The following is a 14,078-nucleotide window of genomic DNA, read 5'->3' as shown; positions in this document are numbered from 1 at the left end:
GCCACGGCTCACGCCACGGCTCACGCGACTGCGGAGCCGGCCACCCAGTCCGCCCAGGACATGTTCCAGCCGCCGAGACCGTTGTCCGGGGCCACCGTCTTGTCCTGGGAGTTCACGACCTCCACCACGTCCCCGACCAGGGTCCGGTCGAAGAACCAGCCCGCCGGGGTGTCCGAGCCGCCGCCCTTGTCGTCGCGCAGGCCCACGCAGCCGTGGCTCATGTTGCTGGAGCCGAAGGTGTCGGGGCTGAGCCAGTAGTTCCCGTGCAGGAAGGTCCCCGAGGAGGTGAGCCGCATGGCGTGGGGGACGTCGGGGATGTCGTACTCGCCGCCGAAGCCGACGGTCTGGCCGTTCATGCGGGTGACGTCGAACATCTCCATCACCACCATCTTCCCGTTGTAGGTGGTGGTCTTGGGGGATCCGGCGCTGATCGGCACGGTCGACAGCAGCTGCCCGTCCCGGCGTACCTCCATCGTGTGCGCGGCGGCGTCCACCAGCGAGGTCTGGGAGCGGCCCACCGTGAAGGAGATCGTCTTGTCCTGGATGCCGTAGGAGCCGGGGGCGCCCTCGACGTCCCGCAGGTTCACCTTGACCGTGACCCGGGTGCCGGGCTTCCAGTACTCCTTGGGGCGGAAGTCGAGCCGTTCCTTGCCGAACCAGTGGCCCACGACCTGCACCGGTGGTTCGGAGGTGACGGTGATGGCCCGTTCCACGTCCACCTTGCGCTCGATGGGGTGGCTGAAGCCGAAGGAGACGATCATGCCGGTGCCCACGGTGGAGCGGTTCTCGGGCTTGAAGTAGCCGATGAACCGCTCCTCGGGGACGAAGGTGGTGAAGGTGGTGTGCCGGGCCTGGCGGCGGTCGTGCCCGTCGAGGGCGACGGCGTCCACGGTGTACTTGGCGGCGAGCGCGAGCCGGGCGGACCCGGGGTCGGGGCTCCAGCTGAGCCCGTCCTCGGCGATGGAGCCGGGGACCCCCTCCTCCTGCGCGTCCTCCACCTTGGTGACCACGACCCGCTCCAGCCGGCCCTCCGGCACCGCGACCACGAGGCGTCCGTCGGCCGGTACGTCCTTGGCCTTGTCCTCGGGGGTGATGCGGATGGCCTCGTCCGGCGATCGGGGTTTGCCCGGGAGCGCGATCTCGACCGGGGAGCGGCCGTCCTCGGTGCATCCCGTCAGGCCGCCGAGCAGGCCCGCCCATGCCGCCACGGCGGCCAAGCCCGCCCCTGCCCGCCTCGTCAGAAGTGTCACGATCCCTCCAACGACCGGGCCCCTCCGGGGGAAACGTGAGCGCGGTCGACGTTCCGGGTACGGCAGTCCGGGCAGAACAGTGTGAAGGACCAGACGGGGGCGGACCGGGCCGGGACGCCCGGGACGCACCCCCGCCGGTACCCAGGAGCCGTGGAGGCGGGCAGTGTCGAGCGCAGCCGAGCAAGAGGCGGTGGAAGCCGTCATGGACGCCGTACCGGCGGTGCGGAGCGGCGCCGCCGCGCCCGCACCGCGGTCCGACGGTGCCGGGATCCAGCCGAACGGCCTGGTCACGGGCCGGGTGCCGAGGGCGTCCGAGCGCCCCGGGCCACCGGTGTGGCCCGGGTCCTCGCATCCCCTGGGGGCCCGGTTCCGGCCGGGCTCGGACGCGGCCGACGGGACGGCGGGCACCAACTTCGCGCTGTGGGCGCAGGGCGCGGAGGCGGTGGAGGTGTGCCTCTTCGACGCCGACGGGACGGAGACCCGGTGCCCGCTCGGGGAGCTCACGCACGAGATCTGGCACGGTTTCCTGCCCGGAGTGCGCCCCGGGCAGCGGTACGGGTTCCGGGTGCACGGCCGATGGGACCCGTGGACGGGCGCCCGGTTCAATCCGGCGAAGCTGCTCCTGGATCCGTACGCGCGGGCCGTGGACGGTGACTTCCGGCTGCCGCCGGAGGTGTACGGGCACGTCCGCGACTGGCCGCAGCAGTACATCGCGGACACCGTGCGCGACGACCGGGACTCGGCGCCGTTCGTCCCCAAGGGGGTCGTGGTCCACGATGACGACGACTGGGCGGACGACGTCCGGCCGAAGACGCCCTGGGCCGATTCGGTGATCTACGAGTTGCACGTGCGCGGCTTCACCATGCGCCATCCGGGTGTTCCCGAGGAACTGCGAGGCACCTACGCGGGGCTCGCCCATCCGGCGGCGGTCGAGCACCTGACGAAGCTCGGCGTGACGGCGGTGGAGCTGCTGCCGGTGCACCAGTTCGCGCACGAGGACCACCTGCTGCGGCGGGGCCTGCGCAACTACTGGGGCTACAACTCGATCGGCTATTTCGCGCCGCACGCGGGCTACTCCGCGAGCGGCACGGCCGGGCAGCAGGTCGGGGAGTTCAAGCGGATGGTGAAGGCCCTGCACGCGGCGGGGATCGAGGTGATCCTCGACGTGGTCTACAACCACACGGCGGAGGCGGGCGAGCTCGGTCCGACGCTGTCGCTGCGCGGGGTCGACAATCGCGGCTACTACCGGCTCCAGTCCGACCAGCGGCGGTACTCCGACTACACGGGCTGCGGGAACACCCTGCACGCGGGCCGGCCGCACGTACTGCGGCTGATCACGGACTCGCTGCGCTACTGGGTCACGGAAATGGGGGTGGACGGCTTCCGCTTCGACCTGGCCGCGGCGCTGGCCCGCTCGATGCACGACGTGGACATGCTGTCGCCGTTCCTCGCGGTGATCGCCCAGGACCCGGTGCTGCGGCGGGTGAAGCTGATCGCCGAGCCGTGGGACGTGGGCTCGGGCGGGTACCAGGTGGGGGCGTTCCCGCCGCTGTGGACGGAGTGGAACGACCGCTACCGGGACGCCGTGCGGGACTTCTGGCGGGGCGCGCTGCCCGACGTACGGGACCTGGGGTACCGGCTTTCGGGGTCGAGCGACCTGTACGCGTGGGGCGGGCGCAGGCCGTACGCCTCGGTCAACTTCGTGACCGCGCACGACGGTTTCACGCTGCGGGACCTGGTGTCGTACGAGCGCAAGCACAACCAGGCCAACGGGGAGGACAACCGGGACGGGACGCACGACAACCGGTCGTGGAACTGCGGGGTGGAGGGGGAGCCCGCAGAGGGCGTCGACCCCCGGATCGGTGCGCTGCGCCGCCGTCAGCTGCGGAACCTCCTGACGACGCTCCTGCTGTCCACGGGGGTGCCGATGCTGGTGGCGGGGGACGAGTTCGGGCGTACGCAGGGCGGCAACAACAACGCGTACTGCCAGGACAACGAGACGGGGTGGGTGGACTGGTCGCTGCTGGAGGATCCGGCCTGGCAGTCGCTGTTCGCGCTGGCGTCGCGGCTGGTCGCGCTGCGGCAGGCGCATCCGGTGCTGCGGCGGCGGGCGTTCTTCTCGGGGCGGCCGCAGGGCGCGGACGGGCTGCGGGACCTGGCCTGGTTCACGCCGGCGGGGGTGGAGATGACCGAGCGGGACTGGTACGCGCCGGCCGCCGCGCTCGGGATGTACCTGTCGGGGCGGGACATCCCGGGCCGTGACGATCGGGGCCGTCAGGTGACGGACGACAGCTTCCTGGTCCTGCTGCACACCGGGGACCGGCCGGTGCCGTGGGTGTTGCCGGGGGCTCCGTGGGCGGACGCGTACGAGGTCGTCCTCGACACCTCCCGGGAGGACCAGGCCGAGCCGCCGGGCACCCGGCACCGGGGCGGGGAGACGGTGACGGTCCCGGCCCGCTCGGTGGTCGTGCTCCGGGTCGGCGGCTTCCGGCCAGGTGGAGCCGCCGGCTGAAAGGGCCCTCGCACGGCCCTGCGATGATGTGTTCGAACGGCATCGTCACCGAGGGGGTCGCCGGATGGGCAGAGTCGGAACCGCGCTGCGGGAGCTGCGCGGGGCGCAGAAGTCGGCGAAGGGGGTGTCGCTCTACTCGCGGTTCGTCAACCGTCCCGTGGGACGGTACCTGGCGGCCGGGTCCTACGCGCTCGGGCTCACCCCGAACCAGGTGACGTTGATCAGCGCCGCCCTCAGTTTCGCCGCCGTGGCCCTGGTCGCCGTGGCCGCGCCGTCGTGGTGGCTGGGGCTCGCCGTGTGGGCGGCCCTCGCCCTCGGGTTCGCCTTCGACTCCGCCGACGGGCAGCTCGCGCGGCTGCGCGGGGGTGGCAGTGCGGCGGGCGAGTGGCTCGACCACGTCGTGGACGCCGCCAAACTCACCGCGCTGCACGCCTGCGTACTGATCGCCTTCTACCGTTTTCCGGACGCGTACGGGACGGGATCCGACGGTTGGTTGCTGGTTCCGCTGGGCTTCCAACTCGCCGCCGTGGTGACCTTCTTCGGCGGTCTGCTGACCGAGAAGCTGAAGCCCGGGCCGGCCCCCGGGAGCCCCGCCGAGGCGCCGTCGACGCTGCGCGCGGTGGCGTTGCTGCCCGTGGACTACGGCGTGTTCTGCCTGGTCTTCCTGCTGCTCGGCGGCGGCGAGCTGTTCGCCCTGGCCTACGCGGCGTTCGGTGCGGTCGCCGCGCTGTTCCTGGTGGCGTTCCTCACGAAGTGGTTCCGGGAGCTCAGCGCAGTTCGGCGGTGAGCTGGCCCGGGGCGCCGGGGGCTTCGGCGAGCGCGTCCAGCGCCCGGCGCAGCTGGGTGCTCGACGTGTGCACCGTGTAGGGGAAGTAGACGACGTCGACGCCGTGGGCGGCGAAGTCCTGTTCCAACTTGTCGCCCTTGGGCGTCCCCCGCCAGTCGTCGCCCTTGAAGATGACGTCGAACCGGACCTGCTTCCAGGTCTCCACCTTGTCCGGGACGGTCTCCACGAAGGCGGCGTCCACGTACTTCACGCTGCGGACGATCTCCAGCCGTTCGACGAGCGGGATCATCGGCCGCCGTCCCTTGGCGAGTTCGGCCATCTCGTCGGACACCACTCCGGCCACCAGGTAGTCGCACTGACTGCGGGCGTGCCGAAGGATGTTGAGGTGCCCTATGTGGAACAGGTCGTAGGCACCTGGTGCGTATCCGACTCGGTAGGGCCTGGCGTGGTCTCGCCGCGCGGGCGCGCCAAAGTCCGACATTTCCCGCTCCGTCATCTCTTACCCCCAGGGCCGCGCCCCCCGGCGCGGCGGATTAGCAGACAATAGCGTGCACGTTCCGTACCACGCGGGTGAACGAATAGGGTGGCCTGCGCATCATCCAGGGGCGGAAGGAACGTTCAGTGTCGAGATCCGGCAACCGGCGCCTGCTGCTGGTTTCCACGAATTACGCTCCCGAGCACGCGGGGATTGGGCCGTACGCCACCCAGATCGCGGAGCACTGGGCGGATCTCGGCCACGAGACCCACGTCCTGGCCGGCATGCCACACTACCCGGCCTGGTCGGTCGAGCCGGAGTACCAGGGGGCGCTCCAGCGCACGGAACGGCGCGCGGGGGTCACTGTGCACCGGCGCGCGCACACGGTGCCGCCACGTCAGACCGCCGTCAGGCGGGCCCTGTTCGAAGGATCGATTCTGCTGCACGGCGCCGTGGCCCCGCCCCGGATGCCGAAGCCGGACGCGGTCCTCGCCCAGATGCCCAGCCTGGCCGGCGGGGTGCTCGCCGCGCGGCTCGCGGCCCGCTGGAAGGTGCCGTACGTCCCGGTCGTCCAGGACCTGATGGGCGCGGCCGCCGCGCAGAGCGGGATCAGCGGCGGCGACAAGGCGGCCGCCATCGCGGGCCGTGCCGAGGCGTACGCCCTCAAGCGGGCCACGCTCGTCGGCGTCATCCACGAGACCTTCGTGGACCGGGTCGTCGGCATGGGCGTGGACCCGGCGAAGATCCGCCTGGTCCCCAACTGGTCGCACGTGGCGCAGCCGTCCAAGCCGCGCGACGAGACCCGCCACCACCTGGGCTGGGCCCCCGGACAGACCGTGGTCCTGCACTCCGGGAACATGGGGCTCAAGCAGGGGCTCGAAGTCCTGGTGGGCGCGGCCCGCCTCGATCCGGGCGTCCGTTTCGTCCTGATGGGCGACGGCAGCCAGCGTTCGGCGCTCGCCGAGCTCGCGGCCGACGTCCCCAATCTCGACATCATCCCCCCTGCCGCCGACGGCGAGTTCCCCGATATCCTCGCGGCGGCGGACGTGCTCGCGGTCACGCAGCACGCCGCCGTACTGGACATGAGCGTGCCGTCGAAACTCACCTCCTACTTCCAGGCCGGACGGCCCGTCGTCGCCTCCGTGGCGGCGGAGGGCGGAACGGCCCAGGAAGTGGAACGCTCGGGCGCGGGGGTGCTCGTACCGCCGGAGGACCCGGAGGCCCTGCTGAAGGCCGTCCGGATCCTCGCGGAGGACCCGGACGGGGCGGACGCGCTGGGGGCGGCCGGACCGCGCCACGTGGCGGCCCACCTGAGCCGTGAAGCGGGCCTGGCCCGGATCGACGCATTGATGGACGAAGCACTTGGGGGTCCCCGGCCGTGATCGAGACGAACCGCCCTGCGGCGGCCCCGGCGGAGGACGAACCCGACCTCCTCCGGGACCAGTTCCGACAGCTCCTGCGCTACCGCCGACTCATCGGGGCGGGCATCGGCATCGGACTGCTGGGCGGTGTCTACCTCGGAGTCTCCACGGCCGACACCTACGTCGCGACCGCCGACGTGGTGCTGCGCGCGCCCACCGACGACCCGTTCAACCCGAGCCTCGCCCCCGACAAGGCGATCAACATCGGCTCGGAGCGCCAGGTCGCGCTCAGCTCCTCCATAGCCAACGAGGCGGCGAAGAAGCTCGGCGTCGGCCCCTCCGGCTTCGCGGCCCTGCGCGGCGGCCTGCAGGTGACCAACCCGCCGCAGACGATGGTGCTCCGCTTCACCTACACCGCATCCTCCCCCCAGGAGGCCGCCAAGCGGGCCAACGTGATGACGGAGGCGTACCTGACCAAGCGGCAGGAAGCCCTCGACGTCACCCGCGACAAGATGGTCAAGAGCTACCAGGAGCAGCGCGACCCGGTCGCCAAGCAGCTCGACGAACTCGTCAAGCAGGTCAACACGATGCCGGCGGGCGCCGCGCGCGACGCCGCGTACGCGTCCAAGACCGACCTCCAGGGCAAGGTCAACACCCTCAACAGCAACATCACCAAGCTCCAGGCCCTCGACATGACCCCGGGCCGCGTCACGAGCGCGGCGACCGCGCCCCCCGGCTCCGACGGCCCCGGCATCGTGATGTCGCTCGCGCTCGGCGCGGCCGTGGGCCTGGCGCTCGGTCTGCTGGCCGCCTGGGTCCGGCTCGTCTTCGACCCGGCGCCGCGCTCCGAGGGCGACGTGGCCCGCTCCCTGCGGGCCCCCGTGCTCGGCTACCTGCCCCGGGACCGGACAGGTGGCGGGCCGCTGCTCGCCGCGGGCGAGGCCGATCCCAAGCTCGCCGAGGAGTACCGCTCGGTCGCCTTCCGGCTGGCCTACGACGCCCGCTTCGCCGACCGGCGCCGGCTGCTCGTCGTCGCCCCGCGCGGCAGCAGCGAGACGGCCGCCGCGGTGGCCGTGAACCTCGCCGCGTCCTTCGCGGAGACCGGCAAGGACGTCCTGCTCATCGAGGCCGACCTGCGCACCCCCCTGCTGGCCAGCCAGCTGCCCACCGACGCGGGCGGCCGGCCGCGCTGGAGCCAGGGCTCGGGCGGCCCGGGCGCCGGGAAGTCCCCCGCGCAGCACGGGGACACGGAGTGGCCCGACGGGCGCCAGCTGGTCGTGGACGCCGGTGAGTCCGGCGCCTTCGACCTGATCCCGGGTCGTCCGGTGCGCAACGTCGCGCGCTCGCTGACCTCGTCGCGCGCCACCCGGCTGATCTCCGAGGCCGACTCCCCCAACGCCACCGTCGTCGTGCTCGCCCCTCCGGTGCTCTCCTACGCCGACGCGCTCGCCCTCGTGGACCGCGTCGACGGCGTCCTCGTCGTCTGCGACCCGCGCGCCGTCCACCGCTCCGACCTGTCCCGGATCCGCGAACTCATCAGCGGCGCCGGCGGCACCGTCCTCGGCGCGGTGCTGCACGCGCCGCTGCCCGGCGAGAAGCGCGGCCGCGGCAAGGACCGCGGCCGGTCCGCCGCGGCCGAACCGGCCGCGCCCGCCGCGCCGCAGCCCCAGGCTCTGCGCTACGAGGTCGACGAGCCCGAGCAGCACATCCCGGGCGACGGTACGGACACGGTCGCCCTGCGTACGGTCCGCCCGGGCCGGCGGTGAGCCGGCGCGGCCTCGCGGCGATCGCGTCGGTCCTGGACCAGGCGGCCTCCAGCGCCACGAACATCCTGGTGCTGGTGCTGGCCGCCAGGCTGTCCTCGGCCTCCGGTTTCGCCGACTTCTCGATGGTCTACGTCACCTTCAGCGTGCTCCTCGGGCTGAACATGGCCTACGTCGGCCAGAGCCTGGTCCTGGAGAAGGGCGACCGGGTCGGCGGACTCGCCCGGTCGGCCGCCGGCTTCACCGGGGCCGCGTCGGCCGCCGTGGGCGCCGTGCTCGCGCTCGTGGGCCTCGTACTGCCGGGGGCCACCGGGCGGGCCTTCCTCGCGCTGGGCCTCGTACTGCCGCTGGTGCTGCTCCAGGACGGGCTGCGGTACTGCTTCTCCGCGCTGCGCACGCCCGAGCGGGCGCTGGCCGCCGACGCGCTGCGGCTGGTGTGCGTGGTCGCGGCGCTGGCCGTCCAGCCCGAAGGGGCCTCCGCGAGCCGGCTGGTGCTGGTGTGGGGCGTATCCGCGCTGCCCGCGCTGGCGCTCGGACTGTTCCTGCTGCGGCCCTTCGTACGCGGGCGGCGCGCGGACCTGCGGCCCTACCTGCGGCGCGGTCACCTCGGGCAGCGGTTCGTGGTCGAGTTCGCGGTGGGCAACGGCTCCAGCCAGCTGGCCGTCCTGGGCCTCGGCGTCTTCGCGACCCCCCTCGCCGTCGGCGCGCTGCGGGGCGCCACCACCCTCTTCGGGCCGCTCAACGTCCTGTTCAACTCCGCGAACGCCTTCGCGCCCCCGTTCCTGGGGCGGCTGCGCGGCAAGCGGGCCACCGTCCGGGCCACGGCCCTGCTCGGCCTGGCGCTGGCCGCGGTCGGCGCGGGCTGGGGGGCCGTGCTGTACGCGCTGCCCGATCGGGTGGGCTCCTCGCTGCTCGGCGACACCTGGGCGGCGGCGTCCGCACTGCTCCCGGCGACCGGGGCGCAGTACGCGGTGATGGGCCTCGGCACCTGTGCGCTGCTCACCCTGCGCGTGCTCGCCCCGAAGGCCACGCTGTCGCTCCAGGTGGTCTACTCCCTGCTGGCGGTGGCCCTGCTGCTGGGCGGCTACGCGCTGTGGGGCGTCGCGGGCGCGGCGTGGGGGCTGGCGGCCGGCTCGGCGGCGAAGGCGACCGCCGGCTGGCTGCGGGTCGGGCGTCTGCGGCCGGAGCCCGCCCCCGCTCTCGCCGCCTAGACGGTTTCCACGGTGCCCGCCAGCCGGGCTCGTTCGGCGGCCAGGACCGTCAGGTGGCTGGTCAGGGATTCCCGGGGGCCGGACTTGACCAGGGTCGGGTCTCCGCAGGCGACGGCGGAGACGAAGGCGTCCATCAGTCCGCAGTCGCCGCCCCCGTGGCCGCCCTCGGCGTCCGCCGCCCCTTGGGCGGCGAGGTCGATCGACTCCTCCGCGCGCGTGAGGAAGTCGTAGAGGGTCAGGCTCCGCCCGTCGCCGCGCAGTTCGCCCCGGGTGCCGAAGACACGGGTGTGGCGGTCCGCCGATTCGGTGAAGGCCGTCATCGTGAAGGTGGCCGTGGCTCCGGAGGCGAACTCCATGGCCACCACCTGGTGGTCCACCACGTCGTTGTCGCAGGCGTACACGCACCGCCCGTACGGGCCCTCGCGCAGGGCCGTCTCCAGGGCCCGCGGGGTGAACTCGTCGACCACCACGCGCAGCGGCCAGCCGCGCTCGCCGCGGGCGAGCCGGTCTCCGTACTCGCGCTTGGCGGAGTACGCGCACGTCGTCTCCACCGCGCAGTCCAGACAGCGGTCCGCGGCGCCCGCCGGCTTGTTCTCGGGCCGGAAGTGCGAGAGGCGGCCGAAGCCGGCGACGCGGACCGGCGGCTGCCCGAGCACGTACTGGAGCCAGTCCAGGTCGTGGCAGGACTTGGCCATCAGCATGCTCGTGGCCTCGTCCTCGCGCCGCCAGTTGCCCCGTACGAACGAATGGGCCTGGTGCCAGAAACCGACCGGCTCCAGGTGCTGGACGCTGACGACCTCCCCGATCCGGCCGGAGTCGACGACGGCCTTCAGCGCCCGCGTGTAGGGCGTGTAGCGCAGGACGTGGCCGACCGCGAGGGTCACCCCGGCCCGCTCGACCGCCGCCACGATCCGCCGGCACTCCTCCTCGGTGGGCGCCATCGGCTTCTCCAGCAGGATGTGGCAGCCGAGTCCGGCGAAGGCCAGGGCCGGTTCGAGGTGGTCCCGGTCCAGGGTGCAGATCAGGACCGCGTCCGCGATCCGGCCGCGGGCGGCCAGCTCCCGCCAGTCGTCCACGACCGCGCCGGCGTCCAGGCCGTGGTCGGCGGCGAGGCGGTCCCGCCGGATCGCGCGCGGCTCGGCCACCGCGACGACCCGTGCCCGGTCCGGGTGGGCCAGGGCCCAGCGCGCGTAACCGGTGCCCCGGTCTCCGGCGCCGACGACCGCGAGGGTGACCGGTGAGGACATGCGATCCGCCTTCCGTCGATTGCGCGCGACCGCGCGTGCGGTCGGTCAGCGCAGTGTCGTGGCCCTGTCCTGCCGGTACGTGGCCACCAGGGCGAGGCACATCGCCGCGATGGCGACCCGGCCCGACGCCTGGAGCAGCGGCCCGCGCAGCAGGATGAAGGAATACCCCGCCACGAGCGGAACCACCACCGAGATCAGGCTGCCCGGCGGGGACCTTCGGGTGGCGCGCTTGGCGTACCGGCGGTCCACACGGGCGGAGGCGTACCCGATGCCGAGCAGTCCCGCCCCCATGCCCAGCGGGCCGAAGTCGAGCCAGAGTTCCGCCCAGATCGGGGAGGAGAGGTTCGTGTTGACCGTGCCCATCCACTGGCCGACCATCACGCCGGTGTCGCGCGGCTTGCCCGGCCACACCGCGCGCGGCACCGCGAAGAACACCGATCCCGCGAGCTGGCGTCCGTAGAAGTGGCCGGGGCCGGAGTCGGAGAAGGTGATGGTGTTGGCGAACATGCCGATCTGGTCGTAGTCCTTGAGGGCCATCGGCTCCAGGAAGGACGTGGTCTCGACCGGCTTGTAGTTCTTCTCGTCGTAGCGGAAGCGGTCCGCGAAGGGGAAGACGAGCAGGGCGACGACCACCGCCATCGACAGCGCCACCCGGTACATCGCGGCGCTCACCGGGAAGACGGTGAACAGCAGCGCGAACATGACCGTCAGGAACCAGTAGCGCGGGTTCGAGATCGGGTTGTTGACCACCAGGTTGAGGACGGCGAGCGCCCCCCAGGTGACGATGACCGACACCTTGCGGCGGGCGAACTTCGAGGTGATCAGCCAGCGCGTGTAGAGGAGCAGCGCGAGCAGCGCCGGTACGGTGCCGAAGCCGCGCAGCAGCGCCTGTCCGGCCTGGCCGTCGCCGTCGGAGATGCCCGCCTCCTCGATGCCCGCGATGATCTCCTGGCGGCTGGAGAAGAAGACGGCCGGGCCGCCGAGCTTCACGATGAAGGCGGCGCTGCACAAGAAGGAGATGACGGTGAGCAGTTGGAGGCGCCGCCGGTGCGCCATGACCGGTCGCGACTCCTTCTGGGAGCCGCCCGCGCGGCCGGCCGGTCGGTGCCGGGCCAGCAGGGCGCCCACGTCGAAGGCGAGGCAGCCGAGCAGCACCAGCCCGATGGCGACGGCCAGGTCGGAGCGGGGGCCGACGACGGGGGTCGGCACCCTGCCGAGGACGGCCTGCGCGAGCGGCGCCACGCCCATGGCCATGTAGACGAACAGCCAGAAGGAGCCCTGGAGCAGCTTGCGGCGGCTGGTCAGCACCATCGCGGAGAGCCGGGCTCCCGCGTACATGGTGAGCAGGAGTTGGAGCCAGAAGGCCGCGTCGCGCCGGCCGTCGCCGTCCTGCACGGCGACGAAGAGCGGCAGGAAGACGGTGAACCCGAGGGCGAGGGGCACCGAGAGGGCGCGGGAGAGCAGGGTGCGCGGGGTGGTGACCCTGCCCCACTGCGACTCGTCCTCGAACGCGCTCGGCGGTCGGGGCGCGATCGGGGGCTTGCGTATGTCCGTTGCCACTGCCGCCCCCACCCCATGTGCCTGGTCCGCGCGCAGTCTAGTCTGAGCGCGCGGCGTCAGGGGAGGCGCCGGCGGGGTCCCCCCGGACGGAGTTCGGGGGCGGACACGATCGGGGCTTCAGTTGCGTGACCTTCCTTCCTTCACGCTGGCCGGATACGACAAGGGGCGCGGGCTGCTGACGCAGGCGCTCTGGTTCGCGGTGATGAACACGCTGTTCATGAGCTGGTTCTGCCCGGCGCGGCTGCGGGTCTCGCTGCTGCGGGCCTTCGGGGCGACGATCGGCGAGGGCGTGTTGATCCGGCACCGGGTGCGGGTGCTGTGGCCGTGGAAGCTCACCGTCGGGGACCACACCTGGATCGGCGAGGGCGCCTGGCTGCTGAACCTGGAGCCGGTGACGATCGGCGCGAACGTGTGCCTCTCGCAGGAGGCGATGCTGTGCACCGGCTCGCACGACCACCGGGCCGCCGACTTCCGCTACCGCAACGCGCCCATCGCCGTCGAGGACGGCGCCTGGGTCGCGGTACGGGCGACCGTGCTGGCCGGGGTGACCGTGGGCCGCTGCGCGGTCGCGGGCGCGGGCTCGGTCGTGCACCGGGACCTGCCGGAGCTGACCCTGCAGACCCAGGACGGGCGGCGCCGCCCGGTGGAGGAGCCGAAGTGAGCACCCGTGGTCTGCGAGTCCTGCACGCCGTCACCCTGCACTCACCGTCGCACGCCTTCGGCGGGCCGGTCCGGGTCGCGCTGAACCTGGCCAAGGGGCTGCGGGCCCGCGGCCACGAGGCGCGGTTGCTGGCGCTCGGCGAGGGCTTCGGCGAGCCGTGGCCCGATTCCGTGGAGGGGGTGCCCGCGAGGCTGTTCCCGGCCCGCAGGTTCCTGCCCCTCGGCTTCAGCGGGATGACCTCGCCCGCGCTGCTGGCCTCGGCCGGGCGTCTGGTGCGGGAGGCCGACGTGGTCCACGTACACCTCGCGCGGGACCTGGTGACCCTGCCGGTGGCGCTGGCGGCGCTGCGGGCGGGCAGGCCCCTGGTGCTGCAGACCCACGGGATGGTCGACCCGAGCGAGAAGCTGCTGGCGAAGGTGCTGGACGCGGTCGCGGTACGCCGGGTGCTGCGCGGCGCGGACTCCGTGCTGTACCTGACCCCGCACGAACGGGAGGGCCTGGACGCGGTCGTCGGCGCGCCGCCGCTGGGACGGGCCGTACGGCTGGTGAACGGGACCCCGGCGCAGGAGGAGCGGCCGGCACCGGGCGGTCCGCCGCGGATCCTGTACTCGGCGCGGTTGCAGGCCCGCAAGCGGCCGGTGGACTTCGTGGACGCGGCGCCGGCGGTGCTGGCCGTGCGTCCGGACGCGCATTTCGTGGTGGCGGGTCCGGACGAGGGCGAGTTGGCGGCCGTCCGCGCGCGGATCACCGCGCTCGGCCTGTCCGATCGGTTCACGGTGCCGGGGGCGCTCTCCGCCGAGGGGGTGCAGGAGGAACTGCGGCGGGCGCACGTCTACGTGCTGCCGTCGGTGGACGAGCCGTTCCCGATGTCGGTGCTGGAGGCGCTTGCGGTGGGCGTGCCGGTGGTCGTGACGCGGTCGAACGGGCTGGCGCGGGATGTGGGGGCGGCGGGGGCGGGGCGGGTCGTGGACCCGGGGGCGGCGGGGGTCTCCGCGGCGGTCCTGTCGCTGCTGGACCCGGCGGTCAACTCGGCTGCGTCGGGCGCTGCGCGCAAGTTGGCGTCGGAGTCCTTCTCGATGGACGCCGTCCTGGACACGCTGCTGCCGGTGTACGAGGCGGCCGTCCGCCGCTAGGCCCCCCGCTGCGCGGAGCCGCTCCCCCGCGGCCCAAAAACCGCCCGCCCGCGACGGGGAACGCCGCACCCGTCAGCACCACCCCCCACCCCGAGAGGCTGCCGGGCGGGACCACCCG

General features: G+C 73.2%; 11 protein-coding genes. 7 read left to right on the top strand and 4 right to left on the bottom strand.

The genetic code is table 11. The annotated features are described in order from the left end of the window. Window positions 1–20: 20 nt before the first annotated feature. Complete coding sequence (locus ACFYYJ_RS27285; protein WP_389136332.1) at window positions 21–1,241, bottom strand: Ig-like domain-containing protein; 1,221 nt, start codon at window positions 1,239–1,241, stop codon at window positions 21–23. Between the two features lie 172 nt (window positions 1,242–1,413). On the opposite strand from ACFYYJ_RS27285, the gene glgX reads away from it, so the two are divergent. Next, window positions 1,414–3,762, top strand: a complete 2,349-nt coding sequence (glgX, locus tag ACFYYJ_RS27280; RefSeq protein WP_389136235.1) for a glycogen debranching protein GlgX — start codon at window positions 1,414–1,416, stop codon at window positions 3,760–3,762. Between the two features lie 64 nt (window positions 3,763–3,826). Next, a complete protein-coding gene (locus ACFYYJ_RS27275) occupies window positions 3,827–4,549 on the top strand; it encodes a CDP-alcohol phosphatidyltransferase family protein (protein ID WP_389136232.1) in 723 nt (240 codons plus the stop codon). Here ACFYYJ_RS27275 and ACFYYJ_RS27270 read toward each other — a convergent pair. After that, window positions 4,530–5,030 (bottom strand): adenylyltransferase/cytidyltransferase family protein, encoded by a 501-nt coding sequence (locus tag ACFYYJ_RS27270; RefSeq protein WP_385122217.1) that lies wholly within the window; start codon window positions 5,028–5,030, stop codon window positions 4,530–4,532. The two genes, ACFYYJ_RS27275 and ACFYYJ_RS27270, sit on opposite strands and share 20 nt — an antisense overlap. Before the next feature lie 170 nt (window positions 5,031–5,200). Between ACFYYJ_RS27270 and ACFYYJ_RS27265 the strand changes: the two genes are divergently transcribed. The 3 genes from ACFYYJ_RS27265 to ACFYYJ_RS27255 are packed head-to-tail and all read left to right on the top strand — an operon-like array spanning window position 5,201 to window position 9,359. Beyond that, entirely contained in the window at window positions 5,201–6,406 is a 1,206-nt protein-coding gene (locus tag ACFYYJ_RS27265) for a glycosyltransferase family 4 protein (protein ID WP_389136330.1), read from the top strand. Next, complete coding sequence (locus ACFYYJ_RS27260; RefSeq protein ID WP_385362007.1) at window positions 6,403–8,151, top strand: lipopolysaccharide biosynthesis protein; 1,749 nt, start codon at window positions 6,403–6,405, stop codon at window positions 8,149–8,151. The genes ACFYYJ_RS27265 and ACFYYJ_RS27260 overlap by 4 nt, the downstream gene beginning before the upstream one ends. Then, a complete protein-coding gene (locus ACFYYJ_RS27255) occupies window positions 8,148–9,359 on the top strand; it encodes a hypothetical protein (protein WP_385362009.1) in 1,212 nt (403 codons plus the stop codon). Before ACFYYJ_RS27260 ends, ACFYYJ_RS27255 begins: the two co-directional genes overlap by 4 nt. On the opposite strand, the gene ACFYYJ_RS27250 is transcribed toward ACFYYJ_RS27255, so the two are convergent. Both ACFYYJ_RS27250 and ACFYYJ_RS27245 read right to left on the bottom strand, forming a co-directional pair. Continuing rightward, complete coding sequence (locus tag ACFYYJ_RS27250) at window positions 9,356–10,606, bottom strand: Gfo/Idh/MocA family protein (protein ID WP_385122208.1); 1,251 nt, start codon at window positions 10,604–10,606, stop codon at window positions 9,356–9,358. The genes ACFYYJ_RS27255 and ACFYYJ_RS27250 overlap by 4 nt on opposite strands. A gap of 45 nt (window positions 10,607–10,651) precedes the next feature. Further along, a complete protein-coding gene (locus tag ACFYYJ_RS27245) occupies window positions 10,652–12,166 on the bottom strand; it encodes a hypothetical protein (RefSeq protein WP_385362011.1) in 1,515 nt (504 codons plus the stop codon). 121 nt (window positions 12,167–12,287) lie between these two features. Between ACFYYJ_RS27245 and ACFYYJ_RS27240 the strand changes: the two genes are divergently transcribed. Both ACFYYJ_RS27240 and ACFYYJ_RS27235 read left to right on the top strand, forming a co-directional pair. Next, window positions 12,288–12,827, top strand: coding sequence for a WcaF family extracellular polysaccharide biosynthesis acetyltransferase (locus tag ACFYYJ_RS27240; RefSeq protein WP_385122204.1), 540 nt, complete (start codon window positions 12,288–12,290; stop codon window positions 12,825–12,827). 11 nt (window positions 12,828–12,838) lie between these two features. Continuing rightward, window positions 12,839–13,960, top strand: a complete 1,122-nt coding sequence (locus tag ACFYYJ_RS27235; protein WP_385122372.1) for a glycosyltransferase — start codon at window positions 12,839–12,841, stop codon at window positions 13,958–13,960. Window positions 13,961–14,078 lie beyond the last annotated feature (118 nt).

Origin of the sequence: Streptomyces sp. NPDC002467 (assembly GCF_042889825.1) — a bacterium.
Taxonomy (GTDB): domain Bacteria; phylum Actinomycetota; class Actinomycetes; order Streptomycetales; family Streptomycetaceae; genus Streptomyces.
Note: the sequence above shows the minus strand (reverse complement) of the source record. Positions and strands in the feature narration are given on the sequence as shown.